Origin of the sequence: Streptosporangium sp. NPDC050855, assembly GCF_044456585.1 — a bacterium.
In the GTDB taxonomy this organism is placed as follows: domain Bacteria; phylum Actinomycetota; class Actinomycetes; order Streptosporangiales; family Streptosporangiaceae; genus Streptosporangium; species Streptosporangium longisporum.
On sequence record NZ_JBITFY010000001.1, the window covers coordinates 434,303 to 452,070 of the forward strand.

Consider the following 17,768-nt stretch of genomic DNA (forward strand, 5'->3'; position numbering starts at 1 on the left):
ACCCGGCCCACGTCGGCCCGGCCCGCGCAGGCCCGGCCCGTGCCGGTGGGATGTGCCGCCCCGGGCTACGTCCCGCCCGGCCGGCGCCGGGGGTTGGTACGGCGGGTGGCCGGGGCCGCCATGGGGTCGTCGGGCCAGGGGTGGCGGGGGTAGCGCCCGCGCAGCTCGGCGCGGACCGCGCGGTACCCCTCGCGCCAGAACGAGGCCAGGTCGGCGGTGACGGCGGCCGGGCGCCCCGCCGGGGAGAGCAGGTGGATCACCAGCGGTACCCCGGCCACGCGCGGGGCCTCGGCCCAGCCGAACAGCTCCTGCACCTTGGCCGCCAGCACCGGCCGGTCCCCCGAGTAGTCGATCCTGATCCTCGACCCGCTCGGCACCTCGATCCGTTCCGGGGCCGTCTCGGCGAGGCGGGCGTTCCACGGGACCAGGCGGTGCAGCGCGGAGACCACGTCCAGGCGTTCCAGGTCGGACCGGCGGCGGGCCCGCGAGAGCTCCGGCTCCAGCCAGCGGTCGGCCGCCTCGATCAGCGCCTCGTCGTCGGTCGCGGGCCACGGGTCGCCGAGCGTGCGCCGGCAGAAGGCCAGCCGCTCGCGCAGCGCCACGGCCTCGGGCGTCCAGCGCAGGAGCGACAGCCCCTCGACGCGCAGCCCCTCCAGGACGGCGGGACGCACGTCGGCGCCGCGGAGCACGCCGGAGGAGAGCTCGATCGCACCCAGCCGCTCCACCCGGCGCGCGGACACGTCACCGCGCCGTTCCCCCGGCGGCACGCGCCAGGTGATCTCCTCGCCGGACGCGTACAGGGGGGCCGCGGCGAGCCTGGCGGTCTCCTCGTCGATCACCACCGCCTGCCTGATCCGGGCGGACGCGGCACCGGCGGGCCGGTCCGCGACCGCGACCGCGAGCCACTCCGCCGTCCCCAGCCGCGACCCGGAGGGCAGCTCCGCGGCCGTCCCCGAGGCCATCAGGTACGACCCGCCGCGCCGCCGCGCCACCCGCTCCGGGTAGGCCAGCGCCACGACGGTCCCGGCCACGGTGTCGTCGCTCCCGTCCCGCACGGCGCCGTCGTCCCCCTGTGGCGCGGCACCGCCCTTCCCCTTTCCACGGCGCGGGCCACCGCCGGGGACGGCCCGCGCCAGGCGCCCGGCCTCCTGGCGCCAGCGCGCGGAGAACGCGTCGCCGCCGCGGCGCGCGGAACGCCAGACCGCCACCAGGTCGTCCCCGGCCTCGCGGGGCAGCTGCTCGGACAGCAGGGCGACGACCTCGGCCGCCCGGGGCCCGGCACCGGCGTCGATCAGGGCCCGCGCCAGGCGCGGGTGCACCCCGGCCACGGCCATCCGCCGTCCCCGGCCGGTCACCCGGCCCGCGGGGTCGAGGGCGCCCAGGGCGCCCAGGGTGCGGCGGGCCGCGTCCATCGCCGCGGGCGGGGGCGCGTCGAGCAGGGCCAGGCCGGTCGCGGCCGGGTCCCCCCAGCAGGCGGCCTGGAGGGCGAACCCGGTCAGGTCGGCGAGGGCGATCTCGGGCCGCGCGTACTCGGGGAGCCGGTCGTGCTCGGCCTGCGACCAGCACCGGTAGACCACGCCCGGCGCCTCGCGGCCCGCGCGCCCGGCCCGCTGGGTGGCCGACGCCCTGGAGGCCCGGACCGTGCTGAGCGACCCGAGCCCGCGGGCGTGGTCGGTACGGGGCTCCCTGGCCAGGCCGGAGTCGACCACGATTCGCACGCCCGGCACGGTCAGGCTCGACTCGGCGACCGAGGTGGCGAGCACCACCCGGCGCCCGGCGCCCGGGGACAGGACCGCGTCCTGGACGCGGGCCGGGGCCTGGCCGTGGACCTGCAGGACGTCGATGCCGTCGATGCCACCGCCGCCGAGCTGCGCGGCCACCCGCCCGATCTCCCCGACGCCAGGCAGGAAGCAGAGCACGTCCCCCTCCCGCTCGGCCAGGGCGCGCCGCACCACGCCGGCGACGTGGGTCAGGAACACCGGGTCCACCCGCATGCCGTGCGGCGGCGCGACGGTGCCCGGGGGAGGCGCCCAGACGGGAACGACCGGGTGCATGGTGCCGGAGGCGTGCACGACCGGCGCGGGGTCGCCGGAGCCGGACGGGCCGGGATCGCCGGAGCCGAGCAGGCGGGCCCAGGGGGCGGCGTCGGCGGTGGCGGAGGTGGCGACGATCCGCAGGTCGGGGCGGAGCGTGGCGCGGACGTCGAGGAGGAAGGCCAGCGCGGTGTCGGCGTCCAGGTGCCGTTCGTGGCACTCGTCGAGCAGGACCGTGTGCGTGCCGTCGAGCTCGGGGTCGCGCTGGAGCCGCTGCAGCAGGACGCCGGTGGTGACGACCTCGACGACCGTTCCCGGGCCGGTCCTGCGCTCGCCGCGGATCGAGAACCCGACCTCCGCGCCCACCTCCGACTCCAGCATCCACGCCATCCGCCTGGCCGCCGCCCGCACGGCCATCCGCCTCGGCTCGGCCACGACCACCCGCTTCGGCGGCGCGTCGTCGAGGCCGTCGAGGAGGCCGGCCAGGGCGAGGGGGACGAGCGTGGTCTTGCCGGTGCCCGGGGGCGCGGTGAGCACGGCGACGCCCCGCTCGTCCAGGGCCGCGAGGAGCTCGGGCAGGACGTGACGGACGGGCAGGCCGGACCGGTCGGGACGCACCCGTCCAGTGTCCCCGAGGATCGTGCCCGCCGGGCCCGCGGCGGGGCCGGATCGGCTCCTTGGGGCGGGGTCGGCCGGGACCCGAGGCCGGGGTTCCCCGGCCCGGCCCGGACCGGGGTACCGGTTTCCCGGGCCGGTCAGGGCCGGGGTGGTGGTTCCCCGGACCGGACCGGGGTGGTGGTTCCTCGGGCCGCTCGGGGCCGGGGGTTCCTCGGTCAGGAACGGCGGGCGGGGACCGGGGCGGGGGCGTCGTACTCCAGCCGGGCCCGTTCGACCTCGGGCAGGTTGGCGGCGGCCCACTCGGCGAGCGTGGCGAACAGGGGGCCCAGGCTCCGGCCCAGCTCGCTGATCTCGTACTCCACCCGCGGGGGGATCTCGGGGTGGTAGGTGCGCACCACCAGGCCGTCGCGCTCCAGCTGGCGGAGCCGCTGGGTCAGCACCTTCGGGGTGATCGTGCCGATGTGGCGTTCCAGCTCCACGAAGCGCATCCGGCCGTGCTCGTTGAGGGCCCACAGGATCGGGGTGGTCCAGCGGCTGAACACGATGTCGACCACCGGGGCGACCGGGCAGGCCCCCTCGGCCCCGGCCGCGGAGTCCACCCTCCAGCTCGTACCGGCGTCCATGGACGTCCTTCCGATAGTCACTTTCTCCTAGGTACCTACTATACGCAGGCTGTTAGCGTCACGAAGGCGCCGGAGAACGACGTCCGGCGGAGTGGACTACCTGATGAATCCGAGAACGGGGTTTTCGATGATCGTGGTGACAGGGGCGACGGGGAACGTGGGACGGCCGCTGGTGAGGGCTCTCGCGGCGGCGGGCGAGCAGGTGACGGCGGTCTCGCGGCACCCCTCGGACGAGATCCCGGAGGGCGTGCGGCACCGGCGGGCCGACATCACCGACGTGGAGAGCCTGCGTCCCGTGCTGGAGGGTGCCGACGCGCTCTTCCTGCTCATCCCGGGAGGAGGCGCGCATCCCCCGGACGTCCTGGACGCGGCCAAGGCCGGTGGGGTCCGCCGGGTGGTGCTGCTCTCCTCCCAGGGGGCAGGGACGCGGCCACGGGCCCGCTCGCACGACCCGCTCCGCGCCTTCGAGGACGCCGTACGGCGGTCGGGCCTGGAGTGGACCGTCCTGCGGCCCGGCGGCTTCGCCTCCAACGCGTTCGCGTGGGCTCCGTCGATCCGTTCCGGGCGGACGGCCGCCGCGCCGTTCGGCGACGTCGGGCTGCCGTTCGTCGATCCGGAGGACATCGCCGAGGTCGCGGCCGTGGTGCTGCGCGAGGACGGCCACGACGGCCGCGTCTACGAGCTCACCGGACCGGCGCCGATCTCTCCGCGCGAGCGGGCCCGGTTCATCGGCGACGCCCTGGGGGAGCCGGTGACGTTCGTCGAGCAGAGCCGCGAGGAGGCCAGGGCGCAGATGCTCGGGTTCATGCCGGAACCGGTCGTGGACGGCACCCTCGACATCCTGAGCGAGCCGTCGGACGCCGAACGGCGGGTGAGCCCCGACGTCGAACGCGTCCTCGGCCGCCCGCCCCGCGGCTTCGCCCACTGGGTGGCCCGCAACCTCGCGGCCTTCGCCTGACCCGAGCCGGACCCGTGACACGGGTCCGGGACGGTACTGGTGACGGGGCGGGCCGGAACGGGCGATGGAGCGGGCCAGGACGGTACAGGTGACCGGCCCGGACGGGTGACGGGGCGGGCCCGGACGGGTGACGGGCGGACCGGGACGGGTGACGGTGGACGCGACCGTGACGACCGGGGCCCGCGATCGCGGGCATGCCGTCATTTTTCCGGTCACGGTGGTGTCCGCCGTACCGGACGGGGGAATGATCGTCTCGTGATCGGGCTGACCGCCATGTTCGCCGCCGCCGTGACCGCCTACCGAGACGCCGCCCGGCTCCGGGCGGACGATCCGCCGTCCCCCACCCGGGCCTCCCCGGACAGGACCGTCCCCGCCGGGGTCGTCCAGGACGAGATCGCCCCCGCCTGAACCGCCCGGACCAGCCCGTCTGAACCGTGCGGACGAAACCCGCCTGAACCGCCCGGACGAGCCCGGCGGACCCGTCCGGACGGGCCCGCCCGGACCCTTCACGCGAGATCGCGCCCCCTCGGGGAGCCGGTCTCCGCGGTGCCGTGCCGCCCCGGTGGGCCGTTCGAACCGGATGGGCGCCCTTCGCGGGCACGGCCCGTCGAGCGGCCCATGGCCCGTCGAGCACCCGGCGGTTCCACCGCGGGGCGGTCAGCCCCAGCGCTGCAGCAGCCGGTCGTACTCGGCCTGGGTGACCGGCAGGACGGTGCCGTGGCGCGGCCGGCCGGGCATGGTGTAGCCGGAGACGGGTGACCACTGCCGGGTGTTCAGGTCGGTGGTCGTGAACGGTACGTAGCCCCGGCCCCCGTACTCGTCGATGAACATGTACCAGCGCTCCTCGGTGTTCGACATGAAGACCAGCGGGCCCTCGCCCTGGTCGAGGGCGTTGTTCCCTATGCAGTCCGCGACGAACGAGTAGTCGCGGTTGAGCACGGTCGCCGACCTCTCCGCGAGGATGAACTTGCCGCACGCGCTCTGCGACGCGCTCCGCTCGTCCTTGGTGAAGCGGTAGTAGGTGCCGTTGTGCTTGACGAGCGTCGAGTCGATCGTCGAGTAGCCCTTGTCGACCCAGACCTGCGGGGCGCTGAAGGTCCGGAAGTCGGACGTCGTGGCGTACATCATCCGGTTGTAGGTGGTGCCCGTGTGGTTCGGGTCGGTGGTGGCGTACAGCTTCGACGCCCAGAACACGACGTACTGGCCGAGTGTCTCGTCGTAGTACGCCTCCGGGGCCCACGTGTTGCCGGCCGTGTCCGGTGAGACGCGGACCAGGCGCGGCGCGCTCCAGTTCACCAGGTCGGCCGACTCCCAGACCACGATGGACCTGCTGCCCGTCCGCTGGGCCTGGTCCCAGTTGCCGTTGCCGTAGATCCGCAGGTCGGTGGCGATCTGGTAGAACCTGTCGCCCTGCGGCGAGCGGATGATGAACGGGTCGCGCACGCCGCGGGTGCCCACGGTCGAGGTCAGCACGGGCTGTCCGCCGTTGAGCTGGCGCCACCGGGTCGGGTCGTTGCCCTGGCTGAGCGCGAAGTAGACCTGCTCGCCGGCGGAGGTGCCCTCGCCGGTGAAGTGGCTGAACAGGTAGCCGGCGTACTTCGGGGTCGGTGCCGTGCCGACGCGGACCAGCTGCCACTGCTGGTTGGTGCCGCCGTTGTCGGTGTACTGGGAGATCCGCGCGCCGTCGGCGGTGGACTGCTCCCAGACGTCGAGGGCCTTGCCGCTGTTGCGGTTGACGAGCTTGACGTATCCGCCGTCGGTGTCCACGACCCGGAACTGCTGGTTGGTGCCGCCGTTGTCGGTGTACTGGACGACGTTCGCGCCGTTCGCCGTGGACGCCGAGGCGATGTCCACCACCTTGCCGCTGTGGCGGGCCCGGATCTTGTAGTGGCCGCTGCCGGCGTCGGCGAACTGGAACTGCTGGCCCGCCTGGTCGGCGCGGGTCCGCTGCTGGACGGCGGCGCCGTCGGCGGTCGACTGGCCGGCGATCTCGATCGCCTTGCCGCTGTGCCGCGAGACGATCTGGTAGTACGCCGCCGGGTCGATCACGGCCGCGTTCGCCGGTGATCCCGTGACCACCGCGGTGACGCCGCTCGCGATGAGCGCGACGAGGAGGACGAATACGGTGCGACGTCTGTGCGGACGTCGCGGTGAGGTCCGATCGTGGAGAAGCTGTGTCATTGAACCCGTCCCGTGTGGTTGTGAAGGGTCGCCGGTGTCATACCGGTGCCCCCGCCCTGTCGTCCGGGCGGTGCCCCGGCGGGTCTCGCGTCAGACGCGGCGCCGGGTGAAGCGCTGGTTCGGACCGCTGTTGTAGGCCCACTGGGAGATGCGGGCGCCGTCGGCGGTGGAGTGTTCCCAGACGTCCATGGCCAGGCCGGACTCCCGGTTGACGAGGCTGATCACGTCGCCGCCGTGGTCGACCACGCGCCACTGCTGGCCGGTGGCGCCGCTGCCGGCCTGCTGGACGACATCCGCGCCGGTCGCGGTGCCCGTGGGCTGGAGGAACAGACCACTGTGCCGGGCCTTGAGGCGGACGTGGCCGTCACCGGAGTCCATGAACTCGAACTGCTGGTTGGGGCGATTGCCTGCGGTCCACTGGATGAGCCCTGCGCCGGCGACGGTGGAGGCCCCGTCGATGTCGGCGGCCTTGCCGCTGTGCTGGGCCACCAGGCTGTAGGCGGCCGGGCCGCCGGGCGAGTCACCCAGCTGGGCCTCCCACCTGGTGTTGGGCCCGGCCGCGTCGGCCGGGAGGCGGTCTCGTGCGGCGGTGTCGCCGTACATGGTCCAGCGGGCCCAGTCGACGACGGTGTTCGGGAAGCGGTTGTCGCTCCAGAAGCTGGTGTGGCTGCCGCCGACGAAGGTGAGGAACGCCTTGGGCCAGGTCATCTCCGTGTACGCCTGCCGGGCCGAGGCGTACTGCGTGGTCGAGTCCCGGTCGCCGTGGACGAACAGGACCTTGGCGGAGACCGAGGCGGCGGGGTTGCCCATGTCCTCGCAGGACTGCGGGTTGGCGGAGATGATCCGGCTGTCGGGCCAGGAGGTCAGCAGGCCATGGGTGATCATGCCGCCCAGGGAGTGGCCCGAGACTCCGACGCCGAGGCCGGTGTCGATGTGCCCGGCCAGCGGTCCGCTCGTGTTGAGGGCGAGGGTCTGGGTGAGGACCTGCGAGACGTCCTTGGAGGTGTTGCCGTTCCTGACGTCGGTGAAATCGTGGTTGAAGTGCGGTGCGGGGACGACGAAGCCCGCCGCGGCCAGGGCACGGATGATGAACAGGGAGTTCTGCGGGCTGCTCTGGAAGCCGTGGGTGAAGTTGTAGACGGGGAAGACACCGCCTGCGACCGGGGCGTTCGTCACCGGGTTGCCGCCGGCGGTGCCGGTGGCGGGGTAGTAGACGTAGGTGGTGCACGGGCGGCTGCCGCGGGTCCAGTCGTACCGGCGCACGCCGACCGCGAACGGTGTGGCCGGCGCCGGGTCCAGCCGCACGGCACCGGCGAGCGCCTGCCCCGCGCCGAAGAGGGAGAGGCCGAGGCCCGCCGCTCCGGCCGCGCTCACGCTGAGAAATGTCCGCCGTTGCATGGTCATGGATGACTCCTTGGGTGCACGGATGGCTGTGACGGTCGTGGTTCGGTCGTCACCTCAGGTACGCGGAGAGGGCGAGCCGCTGGTCGCGTACCGCCCTGGTGACCAGGCCCGCGATCTGGCGTGCGCCTCCCGCCTCGAAGTGGGTGTGGTCGTCGGCGAAGAACGCGCCGACGGGGCCGGAGGAGTAGTCGTCGTTGAACGGGCAGAAGCGCAGGCTGTTGTAGAGGGTGATGCTCAGTACGTGCAGGTCGATGACCGGGGCGCCGGTGGCCCGGCCGACGTCGAAGGTCTCGGTCAGGAATCCGCGGGTGGGCACGGCCGTACCGCCGCTGCACCTCAGGGTGGACACCGGGGTCACCAGCGTGGGGTGGGCGCCGCGCTGCTGGGCGGCACGGACCATGACGGTGAGCAGTTCGCGGTAGCGGGCGGAGCCGACGTGGCGGGGACAGGTGGACGAGCCGTCGTTGATGCCGAACTGGATGAACAGGTGGTCGCCGGCCTTCATCCCGGTGGAGGCGTCGAGCATCGCCTGCCAGCGGGTGGAGTAGGCGGTGGAGCTGAGCACGCATTCCCCGGTGGAGTTCTTGGTGCCGGTGACGGCGGACTCGTACAGCCAGGTCTGGACGCTGCGGCCGCCTATGGCGCTGTTGACCACGCCTGCGTCGGCGGTGAGGTAGCCGCCGAGTTCCCTGCCCCAGCCGACGATGGTGCCGCCGGAGCTTCCGGCGACGGTGGAGTCCCCGGCCAGCCAGACCGTGGTCCTGCCGGGGGCGGGCACGCCGGTCTCCAGGTGGTCGAGGTTGGGCAGGCCGCCTGCGGTGGTCGGGCTCAGCCGGATGACGTTGTCGCCCGCGTTCAGTGTCACGGTCAGGGTTCTGGTGACCCAGGTGGTCCAGGCGCCGGTGGGGTCGAAGGCGCTGTTCGCGTGGGCGGTCTCAGGTGCCGCGGGCCCCGGTCTTCCGGGAGCGGGATGCTCGGCGGGCATGGTCGCGGCGGCGCATGACGCCGATGGCACCGAGATCCTTTTCATGGAGTCCTCAGAGGGTCAGGGTGGGGATCGGGAACGGAGATCACAGCGGTCGCCGGAGCGGACGGCGCGGCCGGTCGTGCACGGGACCGGTGCCGGCGTCGCCGGCCGAGGTCGTCCGCGGACGGGCATGACGGGCAGAACCGCCGGCGCTCGCGTCCCGGGCCCGGGTGGGCGTCGGTCCGTTCGAGCCGTCCCGGTGTCGTTGCGCCGGGAGCCGGTGTCGGCGGTCGCGGTCAGGTGGGGGTGGCGTCGCCGCACGTCCGGCGACAGGGGTGACGGGGGGCGGGCGTGATGCCACGGGCGGGGGAGACGGGGGGCGAAGTACGGGCGGGGTGAGGGGTGAGGCCGCGCGTCCTCACAGGCGTGAAGGGGCTCTGTGAACGTGCACAGTAACGCACAACCCGGCGCGCTGAAAGTGCCTACTCGAAGCCGGAGATGGAGGACGGGACAGCGGGCAGACGATCGCCGTCAGTGGTGACAGGGGCCTTTTTCACCCTGTGAACGCTCCCGGAATCCCCGGCTCTGTCCGGGGGCGACGTGAACGTTTCATGCGTCCCCGTGATCCCCGCCCATGGGGGCCGGGCTCGGCGGCGGCACGGACGTCGGGTTCCACGGGCGACCGCGTGGCGGAGGCCGTCCAGGTCACGTGCGGTACGAGCCGTCGAGCGGGTCCGGCCGCGTCGCGAGGCACGGCAGGGACGGGGTCGGGAGGCCGGAGGGCGACCTTCGGGCGCCGGGGGGCCCGGAGCCTTGACCGCCGGCGCCGACGCTCGTAACCTCCGGCATGTATATCGTTTTAATCGCTCCGCCCCGTCCTCAGGAGCCCCGTCATGCGCGCCGCCCGCCCAGCCTCCACGGTCCTGACCGCACTCGCGCGCGCCCTCCCCGGCCGCTTCCGACACCATCGGCGACGACATCCGCTCGACGGTGAAACGGCGTCGCGACACTAGGCCGAGGGGTCGAGGACTCCCGTGCTCACCAGGGCGATGATGACGACGCCGAGGATGATGCGGTAGATCACGAAACCGGTGAAGCGGTGGGTGCTGATGTACTTCAGGAACCACGAGACCGCCAGGTAGCCCACCATGAAGGAGATCACGGTGGCCAGGATCGTGGGCCCCCACTCCGGGGCCTTTCCCTCACCGATCTTGAACAGCTCCAGGAACCCCGCGCCCAGCACGGCCGGGATGGCCAGCAGGAAGGAGTACTTCGCGGCCTCCTCCCGGCGGTAGTCCAGCAGCAGGCCGGCGCTGATCGTGCCGCCCGAGCGGGAGACTCCGGGGATCAGGGCGAGCGACTGGGCGAAGCCGTAGATCAGGGCGTGGGTGAAGCTGAGGTGCCGCTCCAGGGTGAGCCGGTTGCGGGCGGTGTGGTCGGCGAACCACAGGACCAGGCCGAACACGATCAGCGTCATGCCGATCAGGCGCAGGTCGCGGAAGGCGCCCTCGATGGAGTCCTTGAACAGCAGGCCGAGGACCACGATCGGGATCGTGCCCACGATGACGTACCAGCCCATCCGGGCGGCGTGGTGGCTCCGCAGGGCCGGGGTCCACAGGGACCGGGTCCAGGTGGAGACGATCTCCCAGATCTCCTTGCGGAAGTAGATCACCACCGCGGCCTCGGTGCCGAGCTGGATGACCGCGGTGAACGCGGCCCCCGGGTCCTGCCAGCCGAAGAACGCCGACACGACCCTGATGTGGGCACTGGAGGAGATCGGCAGAAACTCCGTCAATCCCTGAATCAGTCCGAGGACCACCGCTTCGAACCAGCCGATCACTTGAGCACCTTCCGTACCAGCGTGTGCATGACCTACGCGAGGCTAGCGGAGCGGAAGGGGCGCCGTGACAGGGCGTCCGGCCGGAACGCGAAGGGTGCGACCCGCGGCGGTGCCGTCCGGACAGGATCCGGACGGCACGAGGGGGAAGGGCCGCGGGCCGCACCCGGTACGGACTTAGCGGGTCACCCTGACGTCGTCGATGCCGGCCTCGACCAGGGAGGCGCCGGAGGCGTCACCGGCCTCGACCAGGATGCGGACGCTCTGCCCGGCGAAGGCGGAGATGTCGACGTTGGCGGTGGCCCAGGCGCCGTCACGGTTGGCGGCCGAGCCGAGCTGCTGGAAGACCTGGGTGGTGGTGGAGCCGACGACCTTCACCCGCAGGAAGTCGGCGTTGGAGGCGTTGGAACCGTGCGCCAGGTACCAGGAGAAGCCCAGTTTCAGCGTCCCGGTCGGCAGGGTGATGGCCGGTGACCGGATGCTGCTGACCCCGCCGTCCAGGTCGTGGTCCCCGGCCGCGGCACCGGCGAGACGGCCGGTGACCAGGTCGTTGCTGCCGCTGACGGTGGTGCCCAGCTGCTTGGTGCCGGTGGAGGTGGTGGCCTCGGGGTCACCGCGTTCCCACGCGCCGGCCGTGGCGGTGTCGGTGCCGGACGGGTTGGCCGTCCAGCCGGTCGCCGTCTCGAAGGTGTCCTGCCAGATGGCGGGCGGCGGTGGCGTCGTGACCGCGGTCGTCCACACCGCGTACGCGATGGCGTCGGAGTTCCGGTTCAGCGCGGTGTCGTTGACGTTGGTGATGGTGTCGCACGCGCGGTGGTAGCAGGGGTCGAAGGGCTGACCCGCGGTGCCGCCCCACAGGGTGGCCTGGGCGCTGGTCTTGGTGCCCTCGGCGCCGGTGAAGGTGCCTCCCGCCGGGATGCCCACGGCGATGAACGGCCCGTAGTCGGAGCGGCCGTCGAAGTCGGTGCCCCGGGTGGCCACGCCGATCGAGCTGAAGTACGCCTGGAGCGTCGCCTCCAGCTGCGCCGATCCCGCCGGGCCGGGGCCCGAGCCGACGCCGTCGGAGTTGTCGCCGTCGTAGAGGAAGTAGCCCGGGTTGGGCGAGCCGACCATGTCGAAGTTGTAGTAGCCCTTGATCCTGGACCGCTCGGTGGAGGAGAGGCCGTTCACGTAGGCCTGGGAGCCTCGCAGGCCGAGCTCCTCGGCACCCCACCAGGCGAAGCGCAGGTGCCTGGTCGGCGCCAGCGACTGGCGGGAGACCTCCAGCGCGGTCTCCAGGATGGCGGCGCTGCCCGTGCCGTTGTCGTTGATGCCCGGACCGGAGGCCACGCTGTCGAGGTGGGCGCCGATCATCAGGGTGTTGTTGGTGTCGCCTCCGGGCCAGTCCGCGATGACGTTGTAGCCGGTCGCGCCGCCGTAGGTGAACGACTGCAGGGTGGTGGTGAAGCCCGCCGCGTCCAGCTTGCCCTTGACGTAGTTGGCCGAGGCCAGGTAGCCGGGACGGCCGTGGGCCCGGTTGCCGCCGTTGGCGGTGGCGATGGACTGGAACTGCGTGAGATGTGCCTTGACGGCGGTCAGCGAGATGTCCGGTGGGGCGGCCGCTGACGCCGACGGGGCGGTGAAAGCCAGGGGGATGGCGAGGATCGCCGCCATGCCCGTGGTCCACAGTTTGCGCATCATGCTCCTCGGATGTGAGGGTGGGGGGTCCCCCGGGCGGCGCGCCCCCCTGTGCGGAGGCGCGCCGTGAAACCGTGGTGCGTTCGCGTGACCGCTCGCTAGCGGGCGGCGCCCTCGGGCGCCGTCATGAACCTCGCGGAGCTCGCGGAGCTCTTGGCGAGCGCCGCGGCGTTGCGGTCGGGGATGCCGGTCAGGTCGTAGGCGTAGAACGCGGTGGCGTAACCGACGGCCTTGGAGTTGCGCTCGAGCGCGGCGGCGTTGATGTTGGTGATGCCGTCGCAGGCGGAGTGGTAGCAGGGGTCGTAGGCGACACCGGCGGTGCCGCCGAACTTCGCGGCCTGCTCGGGGGTCTTGATGCCCTCGGCGCCGGTGAAGATGCCGCCGGCCGGGATGCCGTTGGCGATGAACGCGCCGTAGTCGGAGCGGCCGGTGAAGTCGGTGCCCTCGACGGGCAGGTTGCGCTTGGCGTAGAACGCCGCCAGGCGCTGCTCGATCTCGGCCGATCCGGTCGGGCCGGCCGGGGCGCCCTCGGCGTCGGAGTCGTCACCGTCGTACAGGAAGGTGCCGTCGTTCGGCGAGGCGACCATGTCGAAGTTCAGGTAGAGCCGGATCTTGTCCCGCTCGGCCTGCGACAGGCCCGCGACGTACTGCTCGGAGCCGAGCAGGCCGAGCTCCTCGGCGCCCCACCAGGCGAAGCGCAGCCGGTGCTTGGTGGGCACGTGGGCCAGCTTGAGCGCGGTCTCCAGGACGGCGGCGCTGCCGGAGCCGTTGTCGTTGATGCCGGGGCCCTCGGGCACGCTGTCCAGGTGGGCGCCGACCGCGACGATCTCGCCGGACTTGCCCCAGCGGGAGTCGGCGATCAGGTTCTTGGTACGGCCGACCTCGGTCCTGGCGTCGACCTTCAGGTGCACGGTCGTGTTCGGGCTGTCGGCCAGGTCCAGGCCGACGGCCGTGCTCGCCATCACGATGGGCATGTCGAAGCGCCACTCGATGATGTCGAAGACGAGCGGGTCGGTACGGCCCGGCTGACCCTCGTTGAAGAAGATCACTCCGGCCGCGCCGGCGGCCTTGGCGTTGGTGGCCTTGTCGATGAACGGGCAGGTGCCGCGCTGGATCAGCGCGATCCGGCCCGCGACGAAGCCCTCGAAGTCGGAGGCCTCGCAGCCCGCGGTCGAGGTGTTCGGGGTCGGCGCGGGCGGGATGACCGCGTCGACGACCTGCACCTGGGCGGTGACGTCGCCGCCGGCGGAGGAGATCACGGTCACGAAGTCGGCCGGGGTGGCGTAGGTCTTCGCCTCGGGGGCGGTCTGCTCCAGGACCGGGGGGCTGAACTCCTGCCAGCCGAGCGGGAACTCGACGTCGGTCGTGGAGGTCTTGTATCCGGCCTTGCGCAGCTTGTCCTGCACGTAGGCCAGGGAGGCGTCGTAACCGGGCGTGCCAGCGGCCCGGTTGCCGCCGTTGGCGGTCGCGATCTCCTGGAATTTGTCCAGGTGCTTCTGGACGTTCTTCCCCTTGATCTGTGTCGCGAACACGTTGGCCAGCACGTCGGAGACGACGGGGCCGGTGGTCGCGGGGGCCGCGCTCGCCGGGACGGTGAAGGCGAGGGGGAGGGTGATGGCCGTGACCAGGGTGGCGGTCCGGACCATGGTGCGGCGGAACCTCAGGCGCATAACGCTCCTAGGGTGGAACGGGAGGGAATTCCCTGTTGCTGTACATGGCGGAACGTACCGTGACCAAACCCGATCGCCTAGACGTATCTCGGCTGAGATGGGCGAAAAGTTATGGGGCCGACCCTGTCAGGGTTTTCTCAGGGGTGTCTCGGGAACGGGCAGAAGGCGGCCACTCGTTTGAAGAGACATAGAACACCGAGGCGGGGAGAGACATCGTGCACCGTTCGAGAAACCACAAGATAATCGCCGGCGTCTGCGGCGGGATCGCCGAGACCTTCAACATGCCGCCCACCCTGGTCCGGGTGTTCTGGCTGCTGCTCTCGCTCATCCCGGGACCGCTCTGGGTCGCCTACGTGCTCATGTGGATCTTCGTCCCCAAGGCGCCGGCGGTTCGCTACTGAAAATAGGCTGGGGGCATGAGGCGACGCCCACTGTCCCTGGTCCAGGATGACCTGGTCGACTACGAGAAGGCCATGGAGCGGATGACCGACCTGGTCGGTCTGCGGCAGCGCGACGAGTGCTCCGACACGCTCTGGCTGCTCAGCCACCCATCGGTGTACACCGTGGGCAGGCGGACCGACGAGCGCCACCTGCCCGACCCGTCTCACGGCATCCCGGTCGTGAGCACGGGTCGCGGGGGGCAGCTCACCTATCACGGCCCCGGACAGCTGGTCGGGTATCTGATCGTCAAGCTCGGCGAGGGCGAGGGGATCGTCGACTACGTCCGCGAGGTCGAGCTGAGGCTGGTGCGCGCGCTCGGCGCGCTGGGCGTCCCGGCCGAACGCCGCGACACGCCGCCGGGCTCGGAGCTGCTGACCGGCGTGTGGACGAGCGAGACCGGACGCAAGATCGCCTCCATCGGCATGCGCCAGAGCCGCGGCGTCACCAGCCACGGGTTCGCCCTCAACGTCGACGGCGACCTGACCCCGTGGAGCTGGGCGGTGGCCTGCGGCATGCCCGAGGTGGACATGACCTCCATGCGCCGGGAGGCCCCGGACGCCGCGGCGATGGACCGGGTACGGGCGGCCGTGGCCGAGGCCTTCGAGGCGGTCTGACCGTCCCTTCCGCGGCCCCAGGGGCTCAAGGACCTGCAAGACCTTCGGGATCTCCGGGACGTCCGGGACGTCCGGGACGTCCGGGACGTCCGGGACGTCCAAGGGCGCGTGACGGCCCGGCGCGGCTCCCCGGGGAACCGCGCCGGGCCGTCACGGGATGCGGCGGGTCAGCCGGTGGGGTCCCCGCCGGTCGTGCCCGCCGGTCCGGCCGGGTCGAACGCCTCGGCCATGTCGACCGTGCGGCGCGGGCCGGTGAACCAGTGCCGGGCCGACAGCACCCACCACAGGCCCACGCCCAGCACCATCACGCCGACCACGATCGGTGCGTAGTTCACCGAGGTCCAGGTGAACTCGTCGCTGAACGGCACCGCGGACGGCACCAGCGGCATGATGAAGTAGATCGAGATGATCACGATCTCGATCAGGGCGATCCAGCACATGACCTTGTACTTGCGTCCCAGCGTCCAGGGGCCGGGCTGGAACCGGTCGCCCATCCGCAGCCGGAGCCAGATCGGGATCGCGAAGGCGATGTAGAGGCCGATGACCGCCACCGAGACGACCGCGTAGAAGGCCAGCGGCACCCCGCCGGGGGCCTCGTACAGGGCGGGCAGGGTGAGGACCAGCGCGACCGCGCAGCCGAAGATGATCGCGTTGACCGGGGTGCGGTTGGCGTCCACCTTCGACCACAGCCGCCAGCCGGGGATGGCGCCGTCCCGGGAGAAGGCGTAGGTCATCCGGGACATCGAGGTCACGCAGCTCATGCCGCAGAAGAACTGGCCGATGGTGGAGATCGCGAAGATCGCCGTGGCCAGGTTGCCGGGGAGCGCGCTGTCGAAGATGGCGCCGACGAAGCCGCCCGCCTCGTTGATCGCGTTCACGTCGGTGGCCGCGAACAGGAAGGCCAGCAGCAGGATCCAGCCGCCGATCGCCGAGTAGAAGATCGACTGCCACAGTCCCCTGGCGGCGGCGGTGGAGGCGCCCTGGGTCTCCTCGGACACGTGCGCGCACGCGTCGAACCCGGTGATCGTGTACTGGGTCAGCAGGAAGCCGAGCGGCAGCACGTAGAACCAGTAGGAGGAGTCGGAGAAACCGGAGTTGTTGATCGTCTCGGTGAAGACGAACGACATCGACTGGTGCGCGTCCGGACCGAAGATCAGGATCAGCACGACCACCGCGGCGCCGAACACGTGCCACCAGACCGAGACGTTCTGCAGCGTCGAGATCAGCCGGTGGCTGAAGATGTTGATCAGCGCGTGCAGGACGAGGATCACCGCGAACAGGATGAACGCGTTGTTCAGATTGGGGTCCCAGCCCGGGAGGAACCGGTTGAGGGTGATGTTCAGGAACGTCGCGCAGCCGTAGTCGACCGAGGCCGTCACCGCGATCAGCCCGATGAGGTTGAACCACCCCGTGAACCAGCCGTGCACGGGCCTGCCCATCTTCGCGGCCCACCAGTAGATCCCGCCCGCGGTCGGGTAGGCCGACACCAGCTCCGACATGCAGAGCCCGATGATCAGAATGAAGATCGAGATCAGCGGCCAGCCCCACGAGATGGCGATGGGGCCGCCGTTGTTCCACGCCTGGCCGAACGTGGTGAAGCAGCCGGCCAGGATGGAGATGATCGAGAAGGAGATGGCGAAGTTGGAGAAGCCGCTCCAGGTTCTGGACAGCTCCTGCTTGTAACCGAGTTCGGCGAGCCGCTTCGCGTCCTCGTCGACCGATGTGGGCTTGGTCATTCAAGCCTCCTTGCATGGTGGTGCGGGGGGTGTGAAGATCCGGGGCCCGCGCCCCGGACGTGATCGACGAGCCGTCCGAACCCCGGGTCGTCCAGGTCCCGTACGGCTTGCGAGAACTTGTCGGCCGCCTCGGCCCGGTAGTCGAAGTCGGCGTCGGCCGCCTGCTCCCTCAACAGTCCGTGGTGCACGGCGAACCAGAGCGTCCAGGTCAGGTTGGACATGATCAGGTTGAGCCTGACCCGGGCGGTGAACCGCCGGTCGTCGGCGCCGAGGTAGGCGCGGGCCAGCCGGGCGGTCAGGTCGGGGTCGTAGTCGGCCTCGGCGGCGATGTCGCCCAGCTCGAAGGCCGGGTCGTTGTTCCCCGACAGCTGGTAGTCGACGATCCTGACCTCGTCGCCGCAGCGGATGAGGTTCTCCGGCAGCAGGTCGTTGTGGCAGGGCACCGTGGGCGGCGGATCGGCGGCCAGCGCCCGTTCGATCTCCGCGGCCGCGGGAAGGCGGTCGAGGTAGCCGTCGGGTACGTCCAGTTCGTGGGTACGGCACAGGGTGAGGAACTCGTCCAGCTTGCGGAAGATGGAGAAGTCGTTGACGAACCGGGGGCCGGCGTGCAGCCGGCGGCAGGCCGCGGCGATCGGGCCGGGGAGCCGCCGTACCGCGTGCGCGTCCAAGGTGACGCCGTCGAGGTACTCCAGCACCAGGGCGTCGGGGAGGCGGTGCAGCACCCTGGCGCCGATCCCGGCGTCGGCGGCGCGCACGGTGTTGGCGATCTCCTGCTCGATCGGGATGCCCAGGCCGGCCTCGGACACCCGGGGGTCCAGCACGCGCAGCAGCCATCGCCGCCCGTCCGCCGCGTCGAGACGGACGATCCGGTGGCTGAGACCCCCCTTGATCGGCGTCTCGGTCACGGGCTGCCCGGCCCATGCGCGGACGTCCGCCCGGAGATCTGGCATGCTGCCCTCCTTTGGCCTACCTTCAGACCATTGATCCGATTTTGCGAGCACGGTGTTAC

General features: G+C 71.8%; 14 protein-coding genes. 4 read left to right on the plus strand and 10 right to left on the minus strand.

Translation table 11 applies throughout. The features are described from left to right. Window positions 1-65: 65 nt before the first annotated feature. Both hrpB and ACIBCT_RS02030 read right to left on the minus strand, forming a co-directional pair. On the minus strand, window positions 66-2,651 hold the full coding sequence (gene hrpB, locus ACIBCT_RS02025; protein ID WP_399185548.1) for an ATP-dependent helicase HrpB: 2,586 nt from the start codon (window positions 2,649-2,651) through the stop codon (window positions 66-68). Window positions 2,652-2,866: 215 nt separating this feature from the next. Further along, window positions 2,867-3,274: a winged helix-turn-helix transcriptional regulator gene (locus ACIBCT_RS02030; RefSeq protein WP_399185549.1), complete on the minus strand. Its 408-nt coding sequence runs from the start codon at window positions 3,272-3,274 to the stop codon at window positions 2,867-2,869. Between the two features lie 127 nt (window positions 3,275-3,401). Between ACIBCT_RS02030 and ACIBCT_RS02035 the strand changes: the two genes are divergently transcribed. Together ACIBCT_RS02035 and ACIBCT_RS02040 are read left to right on the plus strand one after the other, a co-directional pair. Continuing rightward, window positions 3,402-4,232, plus strand: coding sequence for an NAD(P)H-binding protein (locus ACIBCT_RS02035; RefSeq protein WP_399185551.1), 831 nt, complete (start codon window positions 3,402-3,404; stop codon window positions 4,230-4,232). Between the two features lie 255 nt (window positions 4,233-4,487). Continuing rightward, a complete protein-coding gene (locus ACIBCT_RS02040) occupies window positions 4,488-4,640 on the plus strand; it encodes a hypothetical protein (protein WP_399185552.1) in 153 nt (50 codons plus the stop codon). Window positions 4,641-4,889: 249 nt separating this feature from the next. On the opposite strand, the gene ACIBCT_RS02045 is transcribed toward ACIBCT_RS02040, so the two are convergent. The 6 genes from ACIBCT_RS02045 to ACIBCT_RS02070 all read right to left on the minus strand — a co-directional run bounded on the left by ACIBCT_RS02045 (window position 4,890) and on the right by ACIBCT_RS02070 (window position 13,968). Beyond that, window positions 4,890-6,413, minus strand: coding sequence for an RICIN domain-containing protein (locus ACIBCT_RS02045; RefSeq protein ID WP_399185554.1), 1,524 nt, complete (start codon window positions 6,411-6,413; stop codon window positions 4,890-4,892). A gap of 90 nt (window positions 6,414-6,503) precedes the next feature. Then, complete coding sequence (locus ACIBCT_RS02050; RefSeq protein WP_399185555.1) at window positions 6,504-7,817, minus strand: RICIN domain-containing protein; 1,314 nt, start codon at window positions 7,815-7,817, stop codon at window positions 6,504-6,506. Between the two features lie 49 nt (window positions 7,818-7,866). Beyond that, window positions 7,867-8,832: an SGNH/GDSL hydrolase family protein gene (locus tag ACIBCT_RS02055; protein WP_399185556.1), complete on the minus strand. Its 966-nt coding sequence runs from the start codon at window positions 8,830-8,832 to the stop codon at window positions 7,867-7,869. Window positions 8,833-9,793: 961 nt separating this feature from the next. Further along, window positions 9,794-10,624, minus strand: a complete 831-nt coding sequence (locus ACIBCT_RS02060; RefSeq protein WP_399185557.1) for an undecaprenyl-diphosphate phosphatase — start codon at window positions 10,622-10,624, stop codon at window positions 9,794-9,796. A 174-nt stretch (window positions 10,625-10,798) separates the two neighbouring features. Then, window positions 10,799-12,301 (minus strand): M28 family peptidase, encoded by a 1,503-nt coding sequence (locus ACIBCT_RS02065; protein ID WP_399185559.1) that lies wholly within the window; start codon window positions 12,299-12,301, stop codon window positions 10,799-10,801. A 95-nt stretch (window positions 12,302-12,396) separates the two neighbouring features. Continuing rightward, window positions 12,397-13,968, minus strand: a complete 1,572-nt coding sequence (locus ACIBCT_RS02070; protein ID WP_399185560.1) for a M28 family metallopeptidase — start codon at window positions 13,966-13,968, stop codon at window positions 12,397-12,399. Window positions 13,969-14,183: 215 nt separating this feature from the next. Here ACIBCT_RS02070 and ACIBCT_RS02075 point away from each other — a divergent pair, with 215 nt between their 5' ends. After that, entirely contained in the window at window positions 14,184-14,369 is a 186-nt protein-coding gene (locus ACIBCT_RS02075) for a PspC domain-containing protein (RefSeq protein WP_386238611.1), read from the plus strand. Window positions 14,370-14,384: 15 nt separating this feature from the next. Further along, on the plus strand, window positions 14,385-15,023 hold the full coding sequence (lipB, locus tag ACIBCT_RS02080; protein ID WP_399185562.1) for a lipoyl(octanoyl) transferase LipB: 639 nt from the start codon (window positions 14,385-14,387) through the stop codon (window positions 15,021-15,023). Between the two features lie 167 nt (window positions 15,024-15,190). Here the strand turns inward: lipB and ACIBCT_RS02085 are convergent, their stop codons facing one another. Together ACIBCT_RS02085 and ACIBCT_RS02090 are read right to left on the minus strand one after the other, a co-directional pair. Further along, the gene (locus ACIBCT_RS02085; RefSeq protein ID WP_399185563.1) at window positions 15,191-16,759 is read right to left on the minus strand and encodes an amino acid permease; all 1,569 of its coding nucleotides are present in this window, start codon (window positions 16,757-16,759) and stop codon (window positions 15,191-15,193) included. Further along, window positions 16,756-17,709 (minus strand): phosphotransferase, encoded by a 954-nt coding sequence (locus ACIBCT_RS02090; protein WP_344890612.1) that lies wholly within the window; start codon window positions 17,707-17,709, stop codon window positions 16,756-16,758. Before ACIBCT_RS02090 ends, ACIBCT_RS02085 begins: the two co-directional genes overlap by 4 nt. Between the last annotated feature and the right edge of the window lie 59 nt (window positions 17,710-17,768).